The sequence below is a fragment of the Sinorhizobium sp. RAC02 genome, from assembly GCF_001713395.1.
Taxonomy (GTDB): domain Bacteria; phylum Pseudomonadota; class Alphaproteobacteria; order Rhizobiales; family Rhizobiaceae; genus Shinella.
On the sequence record NZ_CP016450.1, the window covers coordinates 3,543,359 to 3,569,074 of the forward strand.

Annotated in this window: 24 protein-coding genes; 17 read left to right on the top strand and 7 right to left on the bottom strand. The window is 64.0% G+C overall.

Going from position 1 to position 25,716, the window contains the following annotated elements; genetic code table 11:
• The 8 genes from BSY16_RS17015 to BSY16_RS17050 all read left to right on the top strand — a co-directional run bounded on the left by BSY16_RS17015 (nt 1) and on the right by BSY16_RS17050 (nt 8,615).
• Entirely contained in the window at nt 1-2,997 is a 2,997-nt protein-coding gene (locus BSY16_RS17015) for a 2-oxoglutarate dehydrogenase E1 component (RefSeq protein WP_069060770.1), read from the top strand.
• 52 nt (nt 2,998-3,049) lie between these two features.
• Entirely contained in the window at nt 3,050-4,285 is a 1,236-nt protein-coding gene (gene odhB, locus BSY16_RS17020; RefSeq protein WP_069060771.1) for a 2-oxoglutarate dehydrogenase complex dihydrolipoyllysine-residue succinyltransferase, read from the top strand.
• Nucleotides 4,286-4,296: 11 nt separating this feature from the next.
• Nucleotides 4,297-4,710 (top strand): MAPEG family protein, encoded by a 414-nt coding sequence (locus tag BSY16_RS17025; RefSeq protein ID WP_069060772.1) that lies wholly within the window; start codon nt 4,297-4,299, stop codon nt 4,708-4,710.
• A gap of 14 nt (nt 4,711-4,724) precedes the next feature.
• Nucleotides 4,725-5,369, top strand: a complete 645-nt coding sequence (locus BSY16_RS17030; RefSeq protein WP_069060773.1) for a LysE family translocator — start codon at nt 4,725-4,727, stop codon at nt 5,367-5,369.
• Between the two features lie 2 nt (nt 5,370-5,371).
• A complete protein-coding gene (locus BSY16_RS17035) occupies nt 5,372-5,863 on the top strand; it encodes a hypothetical protein (RefSeq protein ID WP_069060774.1) in 492 nt (163 codons plus the stop codon).
• Complete coding sequence (locus BSY16_RS17040) at nt 5,860-6,612, top strand: SDR family oxidoreductase (RefSeq protein ID WP_069061593.1); 753 nt, start codon at nt 5,860-5,862, stop codon at nt 6,610-6,612. Before BSY16_RS17035 ends, BSY16_RS17040 begins: the two co-directional genes overlap by 4 nt.
• Before the next feature lie 24 nt (nt 6,613-6,636).
• On the top strand, nt 6,637-8,043 hold the full coding sequence (lpdA, locus tag BSY16_RS17045; protein ID WP_069060775.1) for a dihydrolipoyl dehydrogenase: 1,407 nt from the start codon (nt 6,637-6,639) through the stop codon (nt 8,041-8,043).
• Between the two features lie 83 nt (nt 8,044-8,126).
• Complete coding sequence (locus tag BSY16_RS17050; protein ID WP_069061594.1) at nt 8,127-8,615, top strand: DUF2867 domain-containing protein; 489 nt, start codon at nt 8,127-8,129, stop codon at nt 8,613-8,615.
• A 3-nt stretch (nt 8,616-8,618) separates the two neighbouring features.
• Here the strand turns inward: BSY16_RS17050 and BSY16_RS17055 are convergent, their stop codons facing one another.
• On the bottom strand, nt 8,619-9,701 hold the full coding sequence (locus tag BSY16_RS17055; protein WP_069060776.1) for a TraB/GumN family protein: 1,083 nt from the start codon (nt 9,699-9,701) through the stop codon (nt 8,619-8,621).
• Between the two features lie 63 nt (nt 9,702-9,764).
• On the bottom strand, nt 9,765-10,700 hold the full coding sequence (locus BSY16_RS17060) for a tyrosine recombinase XerC (RefSeq protein WP_069061595.1): 936 nt from the start codon (nt 10,698-10,700) through the stop codon (nt 9,765-9,767).
• A gap of 229 nt (nt 10,701-10,929) precedes the next feature.
• Between BSY16_RS17060 and BSY16_RS17065 the strand changes: the two genes are divergently transcribed.
• The 9 genes from BSY16_RS17065 (at nt 10,930) to BSY16_RS17105 (ending at nt 21,934) form a co-directional block, all read left to right on the top strand.
• Entirely contained in the window at nt 10,930-12,063 is a 1,134-nt protein-coding gene (locus BSY16_RS17065) for an AAA family ATPase (RefSeq protein ID WP_069060777.1), read from the top strand.
• A 61-nt stretch (nt 12,064-12,124) separates the two neighbouring features.
• Nucleotides 12,125-14,329 carry a primosomal protein N' gene (locus BSY16_RS17070; RefSeq protein WP_069061596.1) on the top strand — a complete coding sequence of 735 codons (2,205 nt, stop codon included), beginning with the start codon at nt 12,125-12,127 and terminating at the stop codon, nt 14,327-14,329.
• 104 nt (nt 14,330-14,433) lie between these two features.
• Nucleotides 14,434-14,817: an AGROH133_08824 family phage infection protein gene (locus BSY16_RS17075; RefSeq protein ID WP_069060778.1), complete on the top strand. Its 384-nt coding sequence runs from the start codon at nt 14,434-14,436 to the stop codon at nt 14,815-14,817.
• Nucleotides 14,818-15,079: 262 nt separating this feature from the next.
• Nucleotides 15,080-15,646 (top strand): F0F1 ATP synthase subunit delta, encoded by a 567-nt coding sequence (locus tag BSY16_RS17080; RefSeq protein ID WP_069060779.1) that lies wholly within the window; start codon nt 15,080-15,082, stop codon nt 15,644-15,646.
• On the top strand, nt 15,646-17,175 hold the full coding sequence (atpA, locus tag BSY16_RS17085; RefSeq protein ID WP_069060780.1) for a F0F1 ATP synthase subunit alpha: 1,530 nt from the start codon (nt 15,646-15,648) through the stop codon (nt 17,173-17,175). Before BSY16_RS17080 ends, atpA begins: the two co-directional genes overlap by 1 nt.
• Nucleotides 17,176-17,277: 102 nt before the next feature.
• Nucleotides 17,278-18,159 carry a F0F1 ATP synthase subunit gamma gene (locus tag BSY16_RS17090; RefSeq protein ID WP_069060781.1) on the top strand — a complete coding sequence of 294 codons (882 nt, stop codon included), beginning with the start codon at nt 17,278-17,280 and terminating at the stop codon, nt 18,157-18,159.
• Between the two features lie 26 nt (nt 18,160-18,185).
• Entirely contained in the window at nt 18,186-19,799 is a 1,614-nt protein-coding gene (gene atpD, locus BSY16_RS17095) for a F0F1 ATP synthase subunit beta (RefSeq protein WP_083242934.1), read from the top strand.
• Between the two features lie 69 nt (nt 19,800-19,868).
• Nucleotides 19,869-20,276 (top strand): F0F1 ATP synthase subunit epsilon, encoded by a 408-nt coding sequence (locus BSY16_RS17100; RefSeq protein WP_069061598.1) that lies wholly within the window; start codon nt 19,869-19,871, stop codon nt 20,274-20,276.
• A gap of 230 nt (nt 20,277-20,506) precedes the next feature.
• Complete coding sequence (locus tag BSY16_RS17105) at nt 20,507-21,934, top strand: mannose-1-phosphate guanylyltransferase/mannose-6-phosphate isomerase (protein ID WP_069061599.1); 1,428 nt, start codon at nt 20,507-20,509, stop codon at nt 21,932-21,934.
• Nucleotides 21,935-21,952: 18 nt separating this feature from the next.
• On the opposite strand, the gene BSY16_RS17110 is transcribed toward BSY16_RS17105, so the two are convergent.
• The 5 genes from BSY16_RS17110 to BSY16_RS17130 form a co-directional block, all read right to left on the bottom strand.
• Entirely contained in the window at nt 21,953-22,717 is a 765-nt protein-coding gene (locus BSY16_RS17110; protein WP_083242935.1) for a metallophosphoesterase family protein, read from the bottom strand.
• An 80-nt stretch (nt 22,718-22,797) separates the two neighbouring features.
• A complete protein-coding gene (locus tag BSY16_RS17115) occupies nt 22,798-23,421 on the bottom strand; it encodes a thermonuclease family protein (RefSeq protein ID WP_069060782.1) in 624 nt (207 codons plus the stop codon).
• A gap of 60 nt (nt 23,422-23,481) precedes the next feature.
• Nucleotides 23,482-24,276: a DUF6030 family protein gene (locus BSY16_RS17120; protein WP_150129987.1), complete on the bottom strand. Its 795-nt coding sequence runs from the start codon at nt 24,274-24,276 to the stop codon at nt 23,482-23,484.
• Nucleotides 24,277-24,351: 75 nt separating this feature from the next.
• A complete protein-coding gene (locus BSY16_RS17125; RefSeq protein ID WP_069060784.1) occupies nt 24,352-24,549 on the bottom strand; it encodes a hypothetical protein in 198 nt (65 codons plus the stop codon).
• Nucleotides 24,550-24,733: 184 nt separating this feature from the next.
• Nucleotides 24,734-25,660 (bottom strand): LysR substrate-binding domain-containing protein, encoded by a 927-nt coding sequence (locus BSY16_RS17130; protein WP_286157151.1) that lies wholly within the window; start codon nt 25,658-25,660, stop codon nt 24,734-24,736.
• Nucleotides 25,661-25,716: the final 56 nt, after the last annotated feature.

Consider the following 25,716-nt stretch of genomic DNA (forward strand, 5'->3'; position numbering starts at 1 on the left):
ATGGCACGACTAGACGCCAACGAACAATTTCTCGCCACGTCCTTCCTCGACGGCGCGAACGCAGCCTATATCGAACAGCTCTACGCGAAGTACGAGGCGGACCCCGCTTCCGTCGGCGAAGAGTGGCAGGCCTTCTTCAAGGCCCTCGAAGACCAGCCCTCTGACATTGTGAAGGCCGCCAAGGGCGCCTCGTGGCAGCGGGCGAACTGGCCGATCGTCGCCAATGGCGAACTCGTCTCGGCGCTCGACGGCAACTGGGGCGTCGTCGAGAAGGTGCTTGAGAAGAAGGTCCAGGCAAAGGCGGAAACCGTTGCCGCCAAGACCGGCGCGCCGGTCAACCAGGCCGACGTCAACCAGGCGACGCGCGACAGCGTGCGCGCCATCATGATGATCCGCGCCTACCGCGCCCGCGGCCACCTGCATGCCAAGCTCGACCCGCTCGGCATTGCCGCACCCGTCGAGGACTATCACGAGCTGTCGCCGTCGAACTACGGCTTCACCGATGCCGACCTCGACCGCAAGATCTTCATCGACAACGTGCTCGGCCTCGAATACGCGAGCATTCGCGAAATGGTCGAAATCCTCGAGCGCACCTATTGCTCGACGATCGGCGTCGAGTTCATGCACATCTCCAACCCGGAAGAGAAGGGCTGGATCCAGGAACGCATCGAAGGCCCGGACAAGGGCGTCGACTTCACGCCGGAAGGTAAGAAGGCGATCCTGCAGAAGCTGATCGAGGCGGAAGGCTTCGAACAGTTCATCGACGTCAAGTACAAGGGCACCAAGCGCTTCGGCCTCGATGGCGGCGAAGCGCTGATTCCGGCGCTCGAGCAGATCATCAAGCGCGGCGGCCAGCTCGGCCTCAAGGAAATCGTGCTCGGCATGGCCCACCGCGGCCGCCTCAACGTTCTGACGAACGTGATGGCGAAGCCCCATCGCGCCGTTTTCCACGAGTTCAAGGGCGGCTCCTACGCGCCGGACGAAGTGGAAGGTTCGGGCGACGTGAAGTACCACCTCGGTGCCTCCTCGGACCGCGAGTTCGACGGCAACAAGGTGCATCTGTCGCTGACCGCCAACCCCTCGCACCTCGAAATCGTCAACCCGGTCGTCATGGGCAAGGCACGCGCCAAGCAGGACCAGATGGCGAAGATCTTCGAGGGCGACATCATTCCGTTGTCCGAGCGGGCCCAGGTCATGCCGCTGCTGCTGCACGGCGATGCGGCCTTCGCCGGCCAGGGTGTCACGGCTGAAATCCTCGGCCTGTCGGGCCTGCGCGGCCATCGCGTCGCCGGCACGGTGCACGTGATCATCAACAACCAGATCGGCTTCACCACCAATCCGGCCTTCTCGCGTTCCTCGCCCTATCCGTCGGATGTGGCGAAGATGATCGAGGCGCCGATCTTCCATATCAACGGCGACGATCCGGAAGCGGTGACCTACGCTGCGAAGATCGCCACCGAATTCCGGATGAAGTTCCACAAGCCGGTCGTGCTCGACATCTTCTGCTACCGCCGCTTCGGCCACAACGAAGGCGACGAGCCGGCGTTCACCCAGCCGAAGATGTACAAGGCGATCCGCGCCCACAAGACCGTGGTCAGCCTCTATGGTTCGCGCCTCGTTGCCGAGGGCGTGATCAGCGAAGGCGAATTCGAGAAGATGAAGGCCGACTGGCGTGCCAGCCTCGAACAGGAATTCGAGGCCGGTCAGTCCTACAAGCCGAACAAGGCCGACTGGCTGGACGGTGTCTGGTCGGGCCTGCGCTCGGCCGACAACCAGGACGAACAGCGTCGCGGCAAGACATCCGTGCCGATGAAGCAGCTGAAGGAAATCGGCCGCAAGATCTCGACGATCCCGGAAGGCTTCCGCGCCCACAAGACCATTCAGCGGTTCATGGACAACCGCATGCAGATGGTCGAGACGGGCGAAGGCATCGACTGGGCAATGGCCGAGGCGCTCGCTTTCGGCACGCTCTGCGTCGAGGGCACGAAGATCCGCCTGTCCGGCCAGGACTGCGAACGCGGCACCTTCTCGCAGCGCCATTCTGTGCTCTACGATCAGGAGACCGAAGACCGTTACATCCCGCTCGCCAACCTCGCGCCGACCCAGGCCCGCTACGAGGTCATCAACTCTATGCTCTCGGAAGAGGCCGTGCTCGGTTTCGAATACGGCTACTCGCTGGCCCGTCCGAACGCGCTGACGCTGTGGGAAGCCCAGTTCGGCGACTTCGCCAACGGTGCGCAGGTCGTCTTCGACCAGTTCATTTCGTCGGGCGAACGCAAGTGGCTGCGCATGTCGGGTCTCGTCTGCCTGCTGCCGCACGGCTATGAGGGCCAGGGTCCGGAGCACTCCTCCGCCCGCCTCGAACGCTGGCTGCAGATGTGCGCCGAAGACAACATGCAGGTCGCCAACGTCACGACGCCGGCGAACTACTTCCACATCCTGCGCCGCCAGGTGAAGCGCGACTTCCGCAAGCCGCTGATCATGATGACGCCGAAGTCGCTGCTGCGCCACAAGCGCGCGGTCTCCTCGCTGTCGGAAATGGCGGGCGAAAGCTCGTTCCACCGCCTGCTGTGGGACGACGCGGAGGTCATCAAGGACGGCCCGATCAAGCTGCAGAAGGACGCGAAGATCCGTCGCGTCGTGATGTGCTCGGGCAAGGTCTACTACGACCTGCTGGAAGAGCGCGAAAAGCGCGGCATCGACGACGTCTACCTGCTGCGCCTGGAACAGCTCTATCCGTTCCCGGCCAAGGCGCTGATCAACGAGCTGTCGCGCTTCCGCAATGCCGAGATGGTGTGGTGCCAGGAAGAGCCCAAGAACATGGGCGGCTGGGCCTTCATCGACCCCTATCTCGAATGGGTGCTTGCCCATATCGACGCCAAGTACCAGCGCGTGCGCTACACCGGCCGTCCGGCCGCAGCCTCGCCGGCAACGGGCCTGATGTCCAAGCACCTCGCGCAGCTCGCTGCCTTCCTTGAGGACGCACTGGGCGGTTGATCCGCCCAGTTCCCCGCACCCGCGACAACGAAATCAAGAACGGAACACACTCATGGCTACCGAAATCCGCGTCCCGACTTTGGGCGAATCCGTCAGCGAAGCCACCGTCGGCACCTGGTTCAAGAAGGTCGGCGACGTCATCAAGGCAGACGAGCCGCTCTGTGAGCTCGAAACCGACAAGGTGACGATCGAAGTGCCCGCACCGGCCGCCGGCGTCCTGTCGGAAATTGTTGCGAATGCCGGCGACACCGTCGCCCCGGGCGGCCTGCTCGGCCAGATCTCCGAAGGCGCTTCTGCCGGTGCGGTCGCTCCGGCTGCCGCCGAAAAGGTCGAGAAGGTTGCGGCCGCTCCGGCTGCCGAAGCCAAGCCGGCCGCTGCTGCGTCCTCCATGCCGCCGGCCCCGTCCGCTGCAAAGCTGCTTGCCGAAAACAACGTCTCGGCCGATCAGGTCGACGGTTCCGGCAAGCGTGGCCAGGTGCTGAAGGGCGACGTGATCGCCGCCGTTGCCAAGGGCATCACGGCAACACCTGCTGCTGCCGCCGAGCCGGTCAAGGTTGTCGCCCGTGCGGCATCTTCCGAAGCCGATGCGCCGCGCGAAGAGCGCGTGAAGATGACGCGCCTGCGCCAGACGATCGCCAAGCGCCTCAAGGACGCCCAGAACACCGCAGCCATGCTCACCACCTACAACGAGGTGGACATGTCGGCCGTGATGGACCTGCGCAACCGCTACAAGGACCTGTTTGAGAAGAAGCACGGCGTGAAGCTCGGCTTCATGGGCTTCTTCACCAAGGCCGTGACGCACGCGCTGAAGGAACTGCCCGCGGTCAACGCCGAGATCGACGGCACCGACATCATCTACAAGAACTACTGCCACATCGGCGTCGCCGTCGGCACGGACAAGGGTCTTGTCGTTCCGGTCGTACGCGATGCCGACCAGATGTCGATTGCCGAAATCGAAAAGGACATCGGCCGTCTCGGCAAGCTCGCCCGTGACGGCGCGCTCTCCATGGCCGACATGCAGGGCGGCACGTTCACCATCTCGAACGGCGGCGTCTACGGTTCGCTGATGTCCTCGCCGATCCTCAACGCCCCGCAGTCCGGCATTCTTGGCATGCACAAGATCCAGGAGCGCCCGGTCGTTGTCGGCGGCCAGATCGTCATCCGCCCGATGATGTATCTCGCCCTCTCCTATGACCACCGCATGGTCGACGGCAAGGAGGCAGTTACCTTTCTGGTCCGCGTCAAGGACAGCCTGGAAGATCCGGAACGCCTCGTTCTCGATCTGTAAGGGAGGTCCCTATGGAGGCGGCAGCGTCTGCATCTTCGCCGATGCTCGTGCTTCTTGCACTGAGCGTGGCGCTGCTCGTCTTCCATATCGGGCTCCAGGGCATGCTCTCCACGAGGGAGCTTGGCTCCGCCTGGAACGCCGGCCCGCGCGATGGCGCGCGGGAGCCGACAGGCAAGCTTGCCGGACGCGCCGCCCGCGCATCGGCGAATTTTCGGGAAACCTATCCCGCCTTCGTCGCTCTTGCGCTGGCGCTTGCCATCGCGGGCGACCCGGCAGGTTGGGGCCTCATCGGGGCGTGGCTGTGGTTCGTGGCCCGGCTCGTCTATATCCCGCTCTATCTCGCAGGCATTCCCTATATCCGTTCGATCGTCTGGCTCGTCGCGCTGGCGGGTCTCGCGGTCATGGCGGGCGTGGTCATCTTCTAGGAGGCAGACATCCCATGAACAGCTACTTTCTGGAACTCGCCTCGCTGATGGCGATCTTCTCCTTTGCCATCGTCTCGCCGGGTGCCGACCTTGCCATGGTCATGCGCCAGTCGATCGTGCATGGGCGCCGTTCGGCGATCATCACGTCCTTCGGCGTCGGGACCTCGCTGATGTTCCACGTCACCTACACGATCCTGGGCCTCGGCCTCATCATTTCCCAGTCGATCTACCTCTTCAACATCGTGAAGTGGTGCGGTGTCGCCTACCTCATCTATATCGGCATCAAGGCCTTGCGCGCCGGCAAGACGGACATGTCCGTCGAGGCGGTGAAGGACAACGAGGACGGCAAGGGCGAGCAGTCGGCGCTGCGCGCCTTCGGCCTCGGCTTCCTCGCCAATGCGCTGAACCCCAAGCCGGTCTTCTTCTTCCTGTCGATCTTTTCGACCGTCGTCAGCGCCCACACGCCGATCGCCATCAAGTTCGGCTATGGCCTCGTCATGGCGTCCTGCCTGATCGCCTGGTTCGTCGGTGTCTCGCTGTTCATGACGACGCCGCGCATGCGGGCGGCGTTTTCCCGTGCCAGCCAGTGGATCGATCGCGCCAGTGGCCTCGTCTTCATCGCGCTCGGCATCAAGCTCGCCACGGAAAAGGCCCACTGAGCATGCGCACCGCCCTCGTTTTCCTCGGTCTCGTTGCCGCGACCGCCGCTTCCGCGGCGGAGTGCCGGCAGGACCGCGCGATCTATGCGGATCGCGACGGGGGCTATGAGCTGACCTTCGAACCGGTCGGCTCGAGTGCCGCGGCAACCAGCCATCATTTCAAGCTGAAGGTTCTTTCGAGCAAGACCGTTCTCGACGGCATCGTGATGCCCGGTGACGACCCTGTCCGTTCCAACGGCATGGTCATGCACAATTGCCCGGAGGGCGACGTGACCGGCGAGGAGATCGCCGCCTGCACTGTCTGGGAGGGCGTGATCTACGTGCTCGATGGTGCCGGTGATGCCGCCGTCTTGCCGGAAGAAGGCGCAAAGGCTGCCGAAACGCTGCTGCTGGCCGGGTTCGGGCCGTCGCTGCGCTATTCGACGCTGTGGGACGAAGGCAAGGCCAAGGTCGCGCCGTGGGACGTGTTCAAGCGGAAGGGATGCGCCGCATGACGGAAGCACCCGTTCTTCTCGTCACCGGCGGCAGCCGTGGCATCGGCGCAAGTGTCTGCCGCATGGCGGGCGCTGCCGGCTGGCAGGTCGCGGTGAACTATGTCTCCAACCTCGACGCGGCCGAGGCTGTCGTCGCGCAGATCCATGCGCTGGGCGGCTCGGCGATTGCCGTTCAGGGTGATGTCGGCAGTGAGCTCGGCCTTGCCTCGATCTTTTCGGCGATCGACGGCACCTTCGGCCGGCTCGACGGGCTGGTCAACAATGCCGGCATCGTCGCCCTGCCCCAGCGTCTCGACGAGATGTCCGCCGAGCGGCTGGAGCGCATGTTCGCCGTCAACGTCATGGGCTCGATCCGCTGTGCGCAGGAAGCGGTGCGGCGCATGTCGACGCTGCATGGTGGCAAGGGCGGCTCGATCGTCAACATTTCCTCGGTGGCGGCCCAGCTCGGCTCGGCCGGGCAATATATCGATTATGCCGCGAGCAAGGGCGCGATCGAGAGCTTTACCATCGGGCTTGCCCGCGAGGTGGCGCTGGAAGGCATCCGTGTCAATCTCGTGCGCCCCGGCATCATCGACACCGACATCCACGCTTCCGGCGGCCTGCCGGAGCGGGCGCGCGACATGGCCTCGCTCATTCCGATGCAGCGGCCGGGTACGGCCGATGAAGTCGCCCATTCCATTCTCTATCTTCTCTCCGATGCGGCATCCTATGTGACGGGTGCCGCCCTCAACGTCAGCGGCGGCCGCTAGGCCCCCGCGCAGGAAGGACTTGTCATGGCATATGATCTCATCGTTATCGGTTCCGGCCCCGGCGGCTATGTCTGCGCCATCAAGGCGGCTCAGCTCGGCCTGAAGGTGGCGGTCGTCGAAAAGCGCGCGACCTACGGCGGCACCTGCCTCAATGTCGGCTGCATTCCGTCGAAGGCGCTGCTGCACGCGTCGGAGACCTACAGCCATGCCGCCCATGGCATGGAAGCGCTCGGCATCGACGGCGTGAAGCCGACGCTCAACCTGCCGAAGATGATGGCGCACAAGGATGCGACCGTGAAGTCGAACGTCGACGGCGTCGCCTTCCTGTTCAAGAAGAACAAGATCGACGGTATCCAGGGCACCGGCAAGGTGCTGGGCGCAGGCAAGGTCTCCGTCACCAACGACAAGGGTGAAGAGCAGGTCCTGGAGACGAAGAACATCGTCATCGCCACCGGCTCCGACGTCTCCGGCATTCCGGGCGTCCCCGTCGATATCGACGAGACGATCATCGTCTCCTCGACGGGCGGCATCGCGCTCGAAAAAGTGCCGGGTCATCTCATCGTCGTCGGCGGTGGTGTGATCGGCCTCGAGCTCGGCTCGGTCTGGGCCCGCCTCGGCGCCAAGGTGACGGTTGTCGAATATCTCGACACGATCCTCGGCGGCATGGACGGCGACGTTTCCAAGCAGTTCCAGCGCATGCTCGCCAAGCAGGGCATGGAGTTCAAGCTCGGCGCCAAGGTGACGGGTGTGGAAAAGGCGGGTTCGGGCGCCAAGGTGACCTTCGAGCCGGTCAAGGGCGGTGACGCGACCACCATCGACGCCGACGTCGTGCTGATCGCCACCGGCCGCAAGCCCTACACCGATGGCCTCGGCCTCAAGGAAGCCGGTGTGGTGCTCGACAACCGCGGCCGCGTCGAGATCGACAACCACTTCCAGACCAACGTTCCCGGCATCTATGCGCTGGGTGACGTGGTGCGCGGCCCGATGCTCGCCCACAAGGCGGAAGACGAGGGTGTGGCGGTTGCCGAAATCCTCGCCGGCCAGGCGGGTCACGTGAACTATGACGTCATCCCGGGCGTCGTCTACACCCAGCCGGAAGTCGCCTCCGTCGGCAAGACGGAAGAGGAGCTGAAGGCCGCGGGCATCGCCTACAAGGCCGGCAAGTTCCCCTTCACGGCAAACGGCCGCGCCCGCGCCATGCTGGCGACCGACGGCTTCGTCAAGGTGCTGGCCGACAAGGACACCGATCGCGTGCTCGGCGTGCACATCGTCGGCTTCGGCGCCGGCGAGATGATCCACGAGGCAGCCGTGCTGATGGAGTTCGGCGGCTCGTCGGAAGACCTCGGTCGCACCTGCCATGCGCACCCGACCATGTCGGAAGCCGTCAAGGAAGCCGCACTCGCGACCTTCTTCAAGCCGATCCATATGTGATCGCCTCAGGCGGCTGCGACAACCGGCCGCCTGTCCTCGCCCGCCGAACGGGGGCACCATGAAAGCCACAAAGGATGGCCTTCATGTCCCCCGTATCGAGACCCGTCTCGCTCCCGCATCCACTTCTTCCGTCTGCCGACTGGGCGGATCGTTTTACGCTTGGCTTGCCCGTCGACAACCTCACGGCACGCGAGGCGGCACGGCTGGCGCTGGAGCACCCGCCGGGCTGGGTGCGCCGGCTGATGGTGCTGCGCAATGCGCTCGTCGCGCCCTTCGGGCTGAAGGGGGCGGCGGAGCAGGTGAAGACATCGGAAACGGAGATCGGCGGCTTTCCGGTGGTGAGTGCGACCGACGACCGGGTCGTGCTCGGCTTCGACGACCGGCATCTGGATTTCCGCATCGTCATCGACATCCGGCAGGACCGGCCGAGCGGCCAGACCTTGAGCGTGATGACGCTCGTGCATCGCAACAACCTGCTCGGCAGGCTTTATCTTGCAGCCGTCATGCCGTTCCACAAGCTGATCGTTCGCACGATGCTGTCCGGCATCGGACGCCGGGTCGTCCAGAGGTGAGGCTTAGTTCACCGCCGTCACGGTAAAACCCTGCTTGCGCAGCAGCTCCACGACACCTTCGGCGCCCGGAAGGTGCAGGCTGCCGACGGCGATGAAGACGTTGCCGTTCGCCAGGATGGGGGCTGCGCGCTCCGCCATCGTGTGGTTGCGGTCGATGATGATGCGCTGCTCGAAATCGGCATAGGCGGCCTTGTCGTCGTCCGTCTGGGGGGCGGCGGCGCGCATCATCGGCATGATCATGCCGGTATCGCCGGCGAGATAGAGCTGGCTCATCGTTTCGATGACGTCCTTCAGCGTGTCGCCGAGCGCCAGCGTCTGGACGAGGCCTTCCACCTGCGGCTCGATCGGCAGCGAATCGAGGGCGGAAATCTGCTCGATCAGGGTTTCGAGACCCTTCAGCGTCTTGCCATCGGCAAGCGCATCCCTGGCGAGGCGCTGATCGAGGAAGGCAATGCCGGATGTCTTGCGAGCGACTTCGCAGGCGGGAAGTGCCACGAAGCTCATGATCATCCACGGCTTCATGCGGCCGACGGCGGCGAGCGACAGGCCGCGGGTCTTGAGGCCCTCCGCCAGCTTGTCCTCACCGTCCTTGTCGAGGAAGTCGGTGATGGATTTGCCATCGGTGAACATGGTGAGGTCGGGCCGGGTCATGATCGCCGCGGCCGCCTTCTTCTCGTCGGCGATTTCGTCCGATTCGACGACGATGGTCGTGGCATTGGCATAGGCGGTGCGTGCGGCCTCCGGCATGGCGAGCACGCGCGGGTCCGTCACATGCATGGTACCGAGCAGCCAGGAGGCGGGCCTGCCATCCTTCTCGATCTTCCAGAAGATGCCCTTGCCGTTCGGCACGGCGTCCGCCTCGGCACGCAGCTTGGCAAAGCCCGCCGGATCGTCCTTCTCGTATTTCACCAGCAGGTTATCGCCGCCGCAGACCGGCGGTTCCTGTGCATTGGCGGGAGAGAGCGTCGCCAGAACGACGAGGAAGGAGAGGGCGACCAGCACATGAAGCGCTGCCATCATCCAGAGGCCGGCATCCGCCAGGCGGTCGGCGATGGCAGTACGGCTTTTCTGAAGCGTGGCGATCATGGTCGATTCCCTGTCATTTTCGGCGACCCTAGCGGCCTCGCCCTCATAATCTCTTAACGAACGTCAGGCGCGGGGATGGGCGCGGTCGTAGATTTCGAGAAGCCGGGCCGAATCGACGCCGGTATAGACCTGCGTCGTCGAGAGGCTGGCATGGCCGAGCAGTTCCTGGATGGTGCGCAGGTCCCCGCCGCCGGCAAGAAGGTGTGTGGCGAAGGAATGGCGCAGCGCATGGGGCGTGGCGCTGTCGGGAAGGCCGAGCGCGCCGCGCATCTTCTGCATCTCGCGCTGGATGATGGCCGGCTGCAACGGCCCGCCGCGCGCGCCGCGAAAGAGCGGCCTGTCGTCGGACAGCGGGATGGGGCAGAGTTTTATGTAATCCTGAACACCAGTGAGTGCCGGTGCGATCAGCGGCACGATGCGCATCTTGTCGCCCTTGCCGGTGATGCGCAGCGACGTGGGCTTGCCGGCGAAATCGGCGGGCGTCAGCGACAGCGCCTCGGAGATGCGCAGGCCGCAGCCATAGAGCAATGTCAGCACGGCGGCGTTGCGCATGCGGATCCACGGTTCGTCGGCCAGTTGCTCATGCGCATCGACGACGGCGATGGCCTGGCGGTCGGACAATGGCTTCGGCAGCGACTTCGGCTGTTTCGGCGAACGCACGGCGGAGGCGCCAGCGGCATTGGCGAGGCCCTTGCGCTCCAGATGGCGCAGGAACGAGCGCAGGCCGGCGAGGCCACGGCCAAGCGTGCGGGCACCGGCTCCATCGCGGCGACGGGAGGCGAGAAAACCGCGCAGGTCCGCCGGGCGCAGGTTGTCGATGTCCTTGAGGCGGGCCGGGGCGGCGAGATGCCCGGTGAGGAAGGCGAGGAACTGGCGGGTGTCGCGCTCGTAGGCGTCGAGCGTGTTGCCGGAGAGCCGTCGCTCGTCGGCAAGTGCTGCCAGCCAGCCCTGCCGCTCGGCCATCAGCGTCGGGTCGGCGATGATGAGAAGTTCGTTCATGTCCTGCCCCTGGCGCAATTCCGGCAAAATGCTTGAGCGGTCTTGCGTCGGAATGTGCGCAAAACAAAAATGGGATCGTCGGAGGCGATCCGCCGTTTGCGGCAGGATGGGTGATTTGCGTTAGGGATTTGCTAATGGTCGGTGCGAGGGCTGGGCAAGTCGGCCTGCCTTCCTCTAGACATGGTGGCTTGTATAGAGAGCGCTATCGTTTCGAATTCGGATCCGTTTCATGCTGCTGCGTTCCATGTCCGCCGAAAACTACCGCTCGCTGCGCGCAATCCGCATGGATCTCGGGCGGGTGAACCTGTTCGTCGGCGAGAACGGGGCGGGGAAATCCAACCTCTACCGGTCGCTGCAACTGGTGCAGGCCGCGGTGCGTGGCACATTCGCCCAGGAGATCGCGGCGGAGGGCGGCATGGGCTCGGCGCTCTGGACGGGCAAGCGGCGGCCGAACGAGCCGGTGCGCATTCGCCTGGAAGCTGAACTGCTCGACGAGGATCGTGCGATCACCTTCCGCTATCGGATCGAAGCGGGGTTGCGACCACCGGCAGCCGCCGGCTTCGCCTTCGAGCCGCAGGTCAAGGTCGAGGAATTGTCGATCGAGACCGGTCGCCGGCCGGTGACGATGATGAAGCGGGCGGGACCCGGCATCATGGTGCGCAACGAGGCCGGGCGCATGGCCGAACATCCGGAGCAGGCGCTGGCCTCGGAGACCGCCGTGGCATTGCTTGGCGACGCCGGTCATTATCCGGAGGTCGGGACGTTTCGGCGCGCCGTCTCGCAATGGCGCTTCTTCCACGGTTTTCGCTCTGATCGGGATTCGGCGCTACGCCAACCGTGCCTTGCCGTCACCGCGCCGCTGCTCGACGAGGACGGGGCGAACATGGCGGCGGTCTTCGCGACGCTGAAGTGGACGCGGGGCGACACGGTCGACCTCGACCGGGCGGTGGCGGCTGCCTTTGGCGGCGCGCAGCTTTCCGTGCCTGAGCCGGAGGAGTTCGCGTCCTATGGGCTGGTCTTCCCGCAGTTTCCGCAGCGCGTCTTCCAGCCACGCGAACTTTCCGACGGACAGATCCGCTTCCTGGCGCTGGCGGCGGCACTACTCTCTTATCGCACACCGCCGCTGATCGCGCTCAACGAGCCGGAGGCAAGCCTGCATCCGGACATGCTGCCGGCGCTGGCCGAAATGATCGCGCGTGCCGCGCAGTCGAGCCAGCTGTGGATCGTCACCCATTCCGAGCGGCTGGCGCGGGAGGTGGAGACGCGCTGCGGCGTGCGCGCCAAACGTGTCGTGCGCAATGACGGCGCGACCTGGATCGACGGCATGCGGCTGACCGGCGAAATGGCGGAGGATGACGAATGAGCGGGAGGATCGCGATCTTTGCGGTTTTCTTCCCGGCGTGTCGGGGGCATCTTCGCGCCTGATGGACAACGATTCGATCGACCTTTTCGGGGAAAAACTGTTTCCGCGCACGGTGCCCGTGATGGTGCCGGTGCCCACGCCCGTGCCCTATTCCTACACGGTGCCGGAGGGCATGGCGGTCGAGCCGGGCTCGATCGTGCAGGTGCCGCTCGGGCCACGGCTGGTGCCGGGTGTGGTCTGGGATGGCGATAACGACGGCAAGTTCGATCCGAAGAAGCTGCGGCCCATCGAGAAGGTGTTCGATTGCCCGCCACTCTCGAAGGAGATGCGGGATTTTCTCGATTGGGTGTCCGCCTACACGGTGACGCCGCCCGGTCTCGTCGCCCGCATGGCGTTGCGCGCGCCGGCCGCCTTCGATCCCGAACCGATGATCGAAGGACTGCGCTTTACCGGACACCGGCCGGAGCGGCTGACCAGCGCGCGTGAGCGCGTGCTGGAAATGGTCGAGGACGGCATTCCGTGGACCCGCTCGGGTCTCGCGCATGCCGCAGGCACGTCGACCAGCGTCGTTGACGGCCTTGTGAAGCAGGGCACGTTCGAGACCGTGTTCCTGCCGCCGCCGCCTGTCGTGGCGGCACCAGACCCGGACTATGTCGAGCCGCGGCTCGAAGGGCCGCAGACGGACAGCGCCGCGGAGCTGGTGGAAAGCGTGCAGGCCGGCGGGTTCAACGTCTCGCTGATCGACGGCATTACCGGGTCGGGCAAGACGGAAGTCTATTTCGAGGCGATCGCCGAGACCTTGCGGCAGGGCAGGCAGGTGCTGATCCTGCTGCCGGAAATCGCGTTGACCGCGAGTTTCCTGGAGCGGTTCCAGGATCGTTTCGGTGCCAAGCCGGCCGAATGGCATTCCGACCTCGCCCCGCGCATCCGTGAAAAGGTCTGGCGGCAGGTGACGACGGGAGATGTTCGGGTCGTTGCGGGCGCGCGGTCGGCGCTGTTCCTGCCGTTCGAGAATCTTGGCCTCGTCATCGTCGATGAGGAGCACGATCCGGCCTACAAGCAGGAGGACCGCGTCTTCTACAATGCGCGCGACATGGCGGTGGTCCGGGCGCGCATCGGTGATTTTCCGGCGGTGCTCGTTTCGGCAACGCCGTCCGTCGAAAGCCGTGTTAACAGCGATGTCGGGCGGTACAAGAAACTGCACCTGCCGACGCGTTATGGCGATGCTGCCCTTCCCGACCTGCATCTCGTCGACATGCGCCGCCATCCGCCGGCGCGCGGCGGTTTCCTTTCACCCATCATGCTGCGCGGCATTGCGCGCACCATCGAAAAACAGCAGCAGGTGTTGCTCTTCCTCAATCGGCGCGGTTATGCGCCGCTGACGCTCTGCCGGGTCTGCGGCCATCGCTTCCAGTGCCCGCAATGCTCCAGCTGGCTGGTGGAACACCGGTTCCGCGGGCAGATCCAGTGCCACCATTGCGGCTATGCCGAGCGCACGCCGGAAGCCTGCCCGGAATGCGGAACGTTCGATCATCTGGCCGCCTGTGGGCCGGGTGTGGAGCGTATTGCGGAGGAGGTGGAGAAGCATTTCCCCGAAGCGCGCACCATTGTGCTCTCCTCCGACCTGATGGGCGTGAAGCGGCTGCGGCTGGAGCTGGAGGCGATTGCGCGCGGCGAGGCGGATATCGTCATCGGCACGCAGCTTGTTGCCAAGGGGCACAACTTTCCGCTGATGTCGCTGGTCGGCGTGGTGGATGCGGATCTCGGGCTTGCCAATGGCGATCCGCGGGCGGCGGAGCGCACTTTCCAGCTGCTCTCCCAGGTGACGGGGCGTGCGGGGCGCTCCGGCCTGAAGAGCCACGGCCTCATCCAGACCTACCAGCCACTTCATCCCGTCATGCAGGCGATCGTTTCCGGTGATGCGCAGGCCTTCTATGACCGCGAGATCGGCGAACGGGAGAAGGCGCTGCTGCCGCCGTTCGGTCGGCTTGCCTCGGTCATCGTTTCGGCCGACACTCGTATCGAGGCGGAGGCCCATGCGCGGGGGCTGCGCCAGGCGGCACCCCATGTCGACGGCATCTCGATCCTGGGGCCGGCCGAGGCGCCGCTGGCGCTCGTGCGCGGCCGGCATCGGTTTCGCCTGCTGGTGCATGGCCGCCGCAACAGCGACATGCAGGCATTCCTGCGCACCATGATCGCCAATGGGCCCAAGGAGCGGGCGTCGCTGCAGGTGCAGCTCGACATCGACCCGCAGAGTTTCCTCTGAGTTGCAGGGTTAACAAAGAGTTGTGTGAATTCGGCCGGCTGGCTTCTGCGATTCGCGCGCCTGTGCGATAGAGGGCGGATAAGCACCGACGGAGAAACGCCGAAATGGAATTCTACATCCCCACCGAGACGGGCGAGTTCCTGGCCTTCTCAGCGGCCATCGCAACGGCCCTGCTGGGGCTGTTCGGCCTGTTCGCGCCGGGAATGGCGCTGAAACTTGCGGGCCTCCAGCCCCGCGAGACGAGCCGCGAGGGCTTCGCCTTCGTCCGTTCGGCCGGCGGCTTCTATGCGGGGCTGGCGATCGTCGCGCTGCTGATGGCGCAGAGCTGGATCTATATGGCGATCGGCGGTGGTTTCGCGCTCGCCGCCTTCGGCCGCATCCTGTCGCTGATGTCGGACGGGTCGTTTTCGGCCAAGAATCTTCTCGTGTTGGTCGTGCAGGCAGTGCTCGCCGCCCTGCCGCTCGGCTATGCTTTCGGCTTTCTCTGAGCGAAAAAACGACGTTTCCCACCTCAGTGGCGCCAGAGCATAGTCTGCGCAGTCAACTTTTGCTCCGACTATGGCCGACTTATGGCGCATTCCTGCGCCGCGCGTGTTGCGAGTCCCGGTTTCGTATGCTAGACGAACCGCGAAATTCAGAAAAAGCGGGCGCAAGAGCTCGTGGGGACTGAAGATTACCGCAACGATTTCAGTGCGTTAGGACTGTAGCACCGCTACCGCCCTCCGCTCTGGATGATAAGAAGAGAAGCTTGTGCCCGTGGCAGACACATCCCAGCTCGTTTCCGGTGTTGCAGAAAGATACGCGTCTTCGCTTTTCGACCTCGCGCAGGAAGCCGGTTCGGCTGACAGTGTCGGTGCAGATCTCGCCCGTTTCCAGGCGTTGATCGATGGAAGCGAAGACCTCAAGCGGCTGATTCTCAGCCCTGTCTTCTCCGCCGAAGATCAGACCAAGGCCATTGCCGCCGTTGCCGCCAAGGCTGGCATCACGGGTCTCGTCGCAAACTTCCTCAAGGTGGTTGCGTCAAATCGCCGCCTCTTTGCTATCCCGGGCATGATCAAGGCATACCGCGTCATAGCGGCCCGCGCCCGCGGCGAAATCACGGCCGAAGTCACTTCGGCCCACGCGCTGACCGCAGCGCAGGAAACAGAATTGAAGGCGGCGCTCAAGGGCGTCACCGGCAAAGACGTGGCGATCGCCGTCACCGTCGACCCGTCCATTCTCGGTGGTCTGATCGTCAAGGTGGGATCGCGCCAGATCGACACGTCCCTTCGCACCAAACTCTCTACTCTTAAGCTTGCACTGAAAGAGGTCGGCTGATGGATATCCGCGCCGCGGAAATTTCCGCAATTCTCAAAGATCAGATCAAAAATTTCGGCAAAGAGGCGGAAGTCTCGGAAGTCGGCCAGGTGCTTTCCGTCGGTGACGGTATTGCCCGCGTTTACGGCCTCGACAACGTCCAGGCCGGCGAAATGGTGGAATTCCCCGGTGGTATCCGCGGGATGGCGTTGAACCTCGAAAGCGACAACGTCGGTGTCGTTATTTTCGGTTCGGACCGTGACATCAAGGAAGGCGACACCGTCAAGCGGACTGGCGCCATCGTGGACGTACCGGTTGGTCCGGAACTGCTCGGCCGCGTCGTCGACGCGCTCGGCAACCCGATCGACGGCAAGGGCCCGATCAATGCCAAGCAGCGCTCGCGCGTTGACGTCAAGGCTCCGGGCATCATCCCGCGCAAGTCGGTGCATGAGCCGATGTCGACCGGCCTCAAGGCCATCGACGCCCTCATCCCGGTCGGCCGCGGCCAGCGCGAGCTGGTCATCGGCGACCGCCAGACCGGCAAGACCGCGATCATCCTCGACGCGATCCTGAACCAGAAGGCGATCCACGACAACGGCCCGGACGGCGAGAAGCTGTACTGCGTCTACGTCGCTATCGGCCAGAAGCGTTCGACCGTCGCCCAGTTCGTGAAGGTTCTCGAAGAGCGTGGCGCTCTCCAGTACTCGATCATCGTTGCTGCAACCGCCTCCGATCCGGCACCGATGCAGTATCTCGCGCCGTTCGCCGGTTGCGCGATGGGCGAATACTTCCGTGACAACGGCAAGCACGCCCTCATCGGTTACGACGACCTTTCCAAGCAGGCCGTTTCCTACCGCCAGATGTCGCTCCTGCTGCGCCGCCCGCCGGGCCGCGAAGCCTATCCGGGCGACGTTTTCTACCTGCATTCGCGTCTCCTCGAGCGCGCTGCAAAGCTCAACGACGACATGGGCGCTGGCTCGCTGACGGCTCTGCCGGTCATCGAAACCCAGGGTAACGACGTTTCGGCGTTCATCCCGACCAACGTGATCTCGATCACCGACGGCCAGATCTTCCTTGAAACGGACCTGTTCTACCAGGGTATCCGCCCGGCCGTTAACGTCGGTCTGTCGGTTTCCCGCGTGGGCTCGTCCGCTCAGATCAAGGCGATGAAGCAGGTTGCCGGCTCGATCAAGGGCGAACTCGCCCAGTATCGCGAAATGGCAGCCTTCGCCCAGTTCGGCTCGGACCTCGACGCCGCAACGCAGCGCCTGCTGAACCGCGGTGCACGCCTGACCGAACTCCTGAAACAGCCGCAGTTCTCGCCGCTGAAGACGGAAGAGCAGGTCGTGGTGATCTTCGCTGGCGTCAACGGCTACCTCGACAAGATCGCAGTCAACCAGGTCGGCAAGTTCGAGCAGGGTGTGCTCGGCTACTTCCGCTCCGAGGGCAAGGCGATCCTCGATGCGATCCGCACCGACAAGGCGATCAGCGACGACACCAAGGGCAAGCTCAAGGCCGCCCTCGATGCCTTCGCCAAGACCTTCGGCTGAAGCTGACGGTTCCAGCCCTGCGCGCTGATCTGGCGCGCAGGTGTCCCGAACTTAGGATTTGACGCATGATCTACCCAGATCATGTCACAGGACGGAAAACGGATGCCTTCACTTAAGGATCTGAAAAACCGGATCGCCTCCGTCAAGGCGACGCAGAAGATTACCAAGGCGATGAAAATGGTCGCGGCGGCAAAGCTTCGGCGTGCCCAGGAAGCGGCCGAGGCCGCCCGGCCCTATTCGCAGCGCATGAGCGTCGTGCTCGCCAACATTGCCCAGGCCGTTGGCCAGGACGATTCGGCACCGCGCCTGATGACCGGCACGGGCAAGGACCAGGTTCACCTGCTCGTCGTCTGCACGGCGGAACGCGGCCTGTGCGGCGGTTTCAACTCGCAGATTGCGCGTCTCGCACGTGACCACACCCGCAAGCTTCTGGCGAGCGGCAAGACGGTCAAGATCATCTGCGTCGGCAAGAAGGGTTTCGATATCCTGCGCCGCGAATTCGCTTCGCTGATCATCGACCGTGTCGACCTGCGTGAAGTCAAGCGCGTCGGCTTCGAGAACGCTGACCAGATCGGCCGCAAGGTCATCGGTCTGTTCGAGAAGAACGAGTTCGACGTCTGCACGCTGTTCTATTCCGAGTTCAAGTCGGTCATCTCGCAGATCCCGACCGCGCTCCAGCTCATTCCGGCCTCCGCTCCGGCGGTTGTTGCCGAGACGACCGGCGCGACGGCGATCTACGACTACGAGCCGGATGCTGCCGCGATCCTCGGGGATCTCATCCCGCGCAACATTTCCGTCCAGATCTTCCGGGCCCTGCTCGAGAACGTCGCCGGCGAAATGGGTGCCAAGATGAGCGCCATGGACAACGCGACCCGCAATGCTGGTGAAATGATCAACAAGCTGACGCTTTCCTACAACCGTCAGCGCCAGGCTCAGATCACCAAGGAACTCATCGAAATCATCTCGGGCGCTGAAGCGCTCTAAGGACCAGGACAAAGAGGGTAAGAGATATGGCTAAGGCAGCTACCCCGAAGGACACCGCAGCGGCGAAGAAGCCGGCTGCGACCAAGACGGCAGCAGCAGCGGCGGCTCCGGCCGCAGCAGCAGCAACCAAGGCTCCGGCCGCGAAGGCAACGGCAGCCAAGGCACCGGCTGCAAAGACCGCTGTCGCCAAGGCCGCCACGAAGGCTGCCGCTCCGGCCGCACTCGTCGCAACCGGCCGCGTGACGCAGGTTATCGGCGCCGTCGTCGACGTCGCCTTTGACGGCGACCTGCCGAAGATCCTCAACGCGCTGGAAACCGACAACAACGGCAACCGTCTTGTTCTCGAAGTTGCCCAGCACCTCGGTGAAAACACCGTGCGCACCATCGCCATGGACTCGACCGAAGGTCTCGTCCGCGGCCAGCCGGTCGCCGACACGGGCGCCCCGATCACCGTTCCGGTCGGCCCGGAAACGCTCGGCCGCATCATGAACGTCATCGGCGAGCCGGTTGACGAAGCTGGCCCGCTGGTCACTTCCGGCAAGCGTTCGATCCACCAGGAAGCACCGTCCTACGTCGAGCAGTCGACGGAAGCGCAGATCCTCGTCACCGGCATCAAGGTCGTCGACCTGCTCGCACCTTACGCAAAGGGCGGCAAGATCGGCCTGTTCGGCGGCGCAGGCGTCGGCAAGACCGTTCTCATCATGGAACTGATCAACAACGTCGCCAAGGCGCACGGTGGTTACTCGGTGTTCGCAGGCGTGGGTGAACGTACCCGCGAAGGCAACGACCTTTACCACGAAATGATCGAATCCGGCGTGAACAAGCACGGCGGTGGCGAAGGCTCCAAGGCTGCCCTCGTTTACGGCCAGATGAACGAACCGCCGGGCGCACGCGCACGCGTCGCTCTGACGGGTCTGACGATCGCTGAAGACTTCCGCGACAAGGGCCAGGACGTTCTGTTCTTCGTCGACAACATCTTCCGCTTCACGCAGGCTGGTTCCGAAGTGTCGGCTCTGCTCGGCCGTATCCCGTCGGCCGTGGGCTATCAGCCGACGCTCGCCACGGACATGGGCCAGATGCAGGAACGCATCACCACCACGACCAAGGGCTCGATCACCTCGGTTCAGGCTATCTACGTTCCCGCCGACGACTTGACCGACCCGGCGCCGGCAACCTCGTTCGCCCACCTGGACGCAACGACGGTTCTGTCCCGTTCGATCGCCGAAAAGGGCATCTACCCGGCCGTGGACCCGCTCGACTCGACCTCGCGCATGCTCGACCCGATGGTTGTCGGTGAAGAGCACTACGAAGTCGCCCGTAAGGTCCAGACGACCCTGCAGCGCTACAAGTCGCTCCAGGACATCATCGCGATCCTGGGCATGGACGAACTGTCGGAAGACGACAAGATCGCCGTCGCCCGCGCCCGCAAGATCGAGCGCTTCCTGTCCCAGCCGTTCTTCGTTGCCGAAGTCTTCACCGGTTCGCCGGGCAAGCTCGTCGCTCTCGAAGACACGATCAAGGGCTTCAAGGGCCTCGTCAACGGCGAGTACGACCACCTGCCGGAAGCCGCCTTCTACATGGTTGGTTCCATGGAAGAAGCCGTCGAAAAGGCCAAGAAGCTGGCTGCTGAAGCCGCTTGATGAACTTTGGGCGCCCTGAACCGGGCGCCCTATTTTCCGGCCGAATGAAATCAGAAGAAGTGAATGGTCATGGCTGACAGTTTCAACTTTGAACTCGTTTCTCCCGAGCGCCTGCTGGTTTCCGGCAGCGTCAGCTCCGTCGTCATTCCGGCGACCGAGGGCGAAATGACCGTCATGGCCAACCATGCGCCGACCATGACGACGATCAAGCCGGGTGTCGTCACCGTGACGTTCGCGGATGGCAAGAAGGACCGCTACGTGGTCTTCGGCGGTTTTGCCGATATCATCCCGACCGGTTGCACGCTGCTGGCCGAATCGGCCGTGCATGTCGATGACATCAAGAGCGAAGACATCACCCGCCGCATCGAGGCCGCCCGCAAGGAACTCGAACATGCTGCCTCGGACGAGCACAAGTTCGGCGTCGAGACGTACCTTGCCGAGCTGACCACGCTGAACGGCATCGTAATGCCGGTCTGATCCCCAAGGGGTGATCGCTTGAAACAGAAGCCCGCCTTGGCGGGCTTTTTTGTTGTCTGTCAAATGCGCGGGCCTTGCAGAAGGTCCTCTTTACCTTAACGTCAAGAAGGCACTTTTGCGGGCAAGGTGTCGGCCATGCAATTTGCTGTTTCTTTACGGGGCAGGTGGAGAGTGGCGTCACATATGCCATGCCCGCCATGACGGTGGGCCAAGCATCAGGACGAGGAATGATGACCAGCAAGATCGTACCCGTGATCATGGCCGGCGGTAAGGGCACCCGCCTGTGGCCGCTCTCCCGCGCGTCAGCGCCAAAACAGTTCCTCGAGTTTCTCGGGGAGGCGACGCTGTTCCAGAAGACGCTGGCGCGAGTCGCGGACGCGGGCCTTTATGCGCCGCCGATCGTCGTCACCAACAATGATTTCCGCTTTCTCGTCGCCGAGCAGGCCCGCGCGGCCGGCATCGCGCTGACCTCGATCCTGCTGGAGCCCGTCGCGCGCAATACCGCGCCGGCGCTTGCCGTCGCCGCGGCCGTCATCGCGCGCCAGTTTGGCGAGCAGGCCGTCATGCAGGTGCTGGCATCGGACCACGAGATCGATGCGAACGACGTCTATTTCGCCTGCATCGCCAAGGCACAGGCCGCCGCCGAGGCCGGCCGTCTCGTCACCTTCGGCATCACGCCGAACGAACCGGCGACCGGCTACGGCTATATCGAGATCGGCGAGGACCTCGGCAACGGGGCGAATGCGGTGCGGCGTTTCGTCGAGAAGCCGGATCGTGACCGCGCGACGGCCATGCTGGCGGCGGGCGGCTATTTGTGGAACTCGGGCATGTTCATGCTGCCGGTCGGCCTGTTCCTGCGCGAACTTCGGCAATATGCGCCCGAGGTGCTGGATGCGGCGAGCGAAGCCGTTGCCAAGGCCAAACACGATCTCGATTTCGAGCGGCTGGACGAAGAGGCCTTTGCCCGGGCACCCGATATCTCCGTCGACTATGCGATCTTCGAGAAGACGCCGATCGCCGCCGTCGTACCTTCGCCGATCACCTGGTCGGATCTCGGCAGCTGGGATTCGGTGTGGAAGACCGGCAAGCAGGATGAGGCCGGCAACGTCGCGGATGGCAGCACGACGGTGCTCGACACGCGCAATTCGCTGGTCATCTCGCGCGACATCCATGTCGCGGTGCAGGGTCTCGACAATATCGCGGTCATCGCCAGCGAAGACGCGGTCTATGTCGGCCGCATGGAAGACAGCCAGAATGTCGGCAAGCTGGTCAAGCATCTGGCGGCCCTGCCGAAGACGGCGAAGCTGACCGAAACCCACCCGACATCCTACCGTCCCTGGGGCGGTTACACCTCCGTGCTGAACGGCGAGCGCTTCCAGGTGAAGCGCTTGTTCGTGACACCGGGCAAGCGGCTCTCGCTGCAGAAGCACCATCATCGCTCCGAACATTGGATCGTAGTGCGCGGCACGGCCGAGGTGACGATCGGCGATAAGACGATCCCGCTGCGCGAAAACGAATCCGTCTATATTCCGCAGGGCGAATTGCACCGCCTGGCAAATCCCGGAAAGATCCTGCTGGAGCTGATCGAGGTCCAGACGGGGTCCTATCTCGGCGAAGACGATATCATCCGCATCGAGGATGAGTTCGGCCGCGGGTAAATGGGGTAGGCGGCAAGGCTAAAGCAGCCTTGCCCCGCCCGGCGTCGCCTTGAGCGCCGTCAGCCGCCCCGTCTTGTAGCAGCCCGTATCGATGCAGATCCGGCGGGTGCCGAAAACCGCCTCCGCCCCGGCCGTATGGCCGTGGATCACGTTGATCGGCAGGCGGGGCCCTTCGCTCAGAAACGGCTCGCGAATCCACAGCAGGTCGCGATCCGTCTGGTCTTCGATCGCAATGCCCGGGCGGATGCCGGCGTGCACGAAGAGGCAGGTTCCGATCGTCGCCATGACAGGCAGGTTTTCGAGAAGGGTGACGTGTTCGTTCGGGATCGCCGCGCGCAGCATCGGCCCGATACCCGCCAGTTCCTCCGGCCGCCGCAGATGCGCCAACTCTCCGAGGCCGTAGGACCGCAAGGTCGCATCGCCTCCGACATTCATCCAGGCCGCATTGTTCGCCGGGTCATGAATGAAGCGCAGGAACGTATCGTCGTGATTGCCGCAGAGCGCGATGCGCTCGATGCCGTCGCCGTGGTCCTGCCGGGCGATATGGCTGAGCACTGCCTTCGAATCCGGCCCGCGATCGATATAGTCTCCGAGATAGATCAGCAGCGGGTCCTGCACGCCGCTTTGCCGGACATCCGCCAGGATGCGTGCTTCCAGCGCGAGCAGCGCATCGAGGCAGCCGTGGATGTCGCCGATGGCGTAGATCGTCGACCGGCGCCGGTCGATTTCGATGCGCCGTCGTGGCGGGGCGTCATGGGTGCTGGTTTCTGTATTGCGAAACATGCGGGGGAGAAGGTTTTTCATATGGGCAGACCATAGGCGGAAGCGATTGCGCTGTGAACTGGCAAGGGGCGTGGCAGCACTCAGCGCCGCTCCTGTGGCGGGCAGCGCCCGTTTGCGCGGCATTCCGTGTCGATCCATATTCCGGTTTTTGCAGCCATCGCCCGTTGCTGGACCGCAGCCAGGCGTGGCGTCGCAGCCCACGCCGCTCCCTTGGCAACGAGGCTTTCCGCCAGGTCAGCGTCACCGACACGGCACGAGACGAAGACGGCGTGGCCTGCGCGAAAATGTTCACGGCAGGCCAGTGTGCGATTGGTGATCAGGCGCTTCAGAAAAAGCCGTGCCTGCTGGCCGCAGGCGGCGATGTGCCTGTCATCGCCACGGCAAAGCCGCTTCGGGTTGACCGCCACGGCATCCGCCAGCACGTAGAGGCGTCCACCCTCCTGAAACGAGCTGCTGTCGAAGACGGAGACGCGCGTCGTCGGCTTCAGGGTCAGCGGTGGGATTTTCCGTTCGACTTTTACTCGCTCATAGCCTTGCGCCTTGCGATCGATGCGAACGGGTTTGTCGGTCCAGATCGGATCGTCGGAAACCGCACCCGATTGCAGGCCCGCGGCCTGCGCTGCCGTCCATGACAGGAGAAGCGAGGCTGCCATTGCCCATGCAATCGCCCGCCCGTTCGGTTTCGTCCTCGTCGCCGCTTTCATGCCTGCTCCGGTGTGAATGGGAGGAGTGTGGTTGGGAATGTCTGTGCCATCAAGGGAGGATTACAGCGTATCGGGCAGCGGCATCCAGCGGCCGCGATCGAAATAGTCCGGCAGGTAGGAGCCGCGGTTTCGCGTACGGTCCGGCGTGATGACGAAGTTGTAGCGTGGCGTCTCGCTGAACTCCTTCTTGAGCTGGATCCGGTTGCCGAAGCGGATGATGTCGAATTCCTTGAGGGCACGGATATCCGCAAAAATCTCCGGCGCTTCTTCCCAGCGCACCTCCTCGAGAAAGACTTCGAGGGTGGCGATGACGGCGTCCGTCACCAGGCCTTGCGTTGCGGGGTTTTCGATATTGAGCTTGATGCGGAACGAGGAAACGCGTGTCTCCGCATTGCCCTTGATGGCAAGGAAGGCGGAGGAGGGGGCGTTTGCGCCATCCTGCGCGTGCGGGAATTCGCGGTAGGATTGGCAATCCCAGCTTTCCTTGTCGAAAATCCCGACCTTCCAGCCGGGATTGGGAAAACCGCTGCGCTCCAGGGCTTCGCAGAGGGCCTGCGGTGCCTTGCGGATCGTGCGCACGAATTGCGTCTGGCTGGGGGTGACGGGGGTGAGCAGGCGTTCCGAAATGAGACCCTTCGGGCGCGGCATGCGATTGCCCTTCAGCTCGTAGGGCCGAAGCGCGCGCTCGCGCGGGGTCGTGTCGATGGGATCGAAGCCGAAGCGGGAAAGCAGCAGATTGAGATTGCGGTAGTTGTTGGCGAGAAGCACGGTGGCGCCGATCGCGCCCAGCAGCACCACGGCGAAAAGCCCGAAGACAAGCAAGCCGGATATGCCCTGTTTTCTCCGCTCCGTCATGCCGAACCGCGCCGTTGCCTGTGGCGATGGAGCTGATGCCGGTCATCGTGCAACAGGCAGGGCAAGGCCCCTGGATCAGCCGATCTCACGCTCCTGATAGGCTACAAGCAGGGTGCCGGCAAGCGCCAGTGGCCAGGCGACGCAAAGCAGCAGGCCGAGCACGCGGTCGAGATCCCACCGGCCGCTCTTTTCCGCGCCTTCGCGCAGGCTGCAGTCGATGAACAGCAGCGCGATCAGCGTATAGAAGGCCATGAGCAAGGCGCTGAGTGTCATTGTCCCACGATCCTTCGTTGCAGGAGGGCGGCGTGTAAGCCACCCCCATGGTCCTCGACGGACCACACGATCACCGAGGCCTCCCCACGGCCTCGCTTCTCTCCTGAATGCCCCAAAGTGTGACACTGTTTACCATCGTTGCCAATAGAAACATGATGTCGGTAAGCATGTTTGGATGGTTCTGCTACAGCCCGTTTCGCGCGGCCAGCAGGCTGGCGTGCAGTTTCAGCACTTCCGGCGGCGGGGTGCGAAATTTCGGCAGGCCGAGATGATAACCGTAGCCGGTGACGAGGCTTGTCGTGCCCAGTTGCACGAGGGAACCTTCGGCAAGCTTTGCGGCAATAAGACCGAGGCTGCCGAGCGCCACGCCATCGCCGCTGAGCGCTGCGTCGATGGCAAGCGCATAGGTCGAAAAGGTGAGGTGCGGGCGGGGAAACGGCATCCGGCGGTAGGCTTCGGGCGCCACGCGCTCCAGCCAGGGGCGGAAGGAGATCCAGTTGGCGTTGAAGCGCTCGTAGTCGATCAGATCGAGGCCTGCGAGATCGGCGGGCTTGACCGTGGCGGCCTCCAGTCCCTTGCGGGCGATGTAGCCCGGTGCGGCCACCGGCGCCAGTTCCTCGGCCAGCAGCGGGGTCAGGTCCCAGCGGGGATGTTCCCCCGCGGAGTAGAGGATCACGAGGTCGTTGTTTTCCGAGGCGAGATCGGCGGGGCTGTCCGATGTGACGAGGCGGAGGGAGACGTCCGGGTTGTCGCGCGCGAAATTGCGCAGGCGCTGGCCGAGCCAGAGATGCGAGACCGAGCCGCTGGCAGCAAGCGATATGCTGTGCCCGGCGCCGGTGCGGAAGGGTTCGAGGCTTTCTTCCAGATAGTCGAGGGAGGCGCGTACGCGCTGGAACAGTTTTTCGCCGCGCGGTGTCAGCGTCAGGTTTTTGCCGCTGCGGGCGAAGAGCTGAGTGCCGAGATGGTCTTCCAACCCCTTGATGCGGCGGCTGACCGCGGCTTGCGTGATGTTCAGCTCGCGGCCGGCACGGGAAAAGTTCATGTGGCGGCAGGCGGCGTCGAAGACGCGAAAGGCTTCAAGGGGGATATGGGCGAGCAAACTGGCTTTCATGATCTGAAGTTATCAAAAAGCCCGAAAAATCCAAGGATTTGAAAATCTGAAATCGT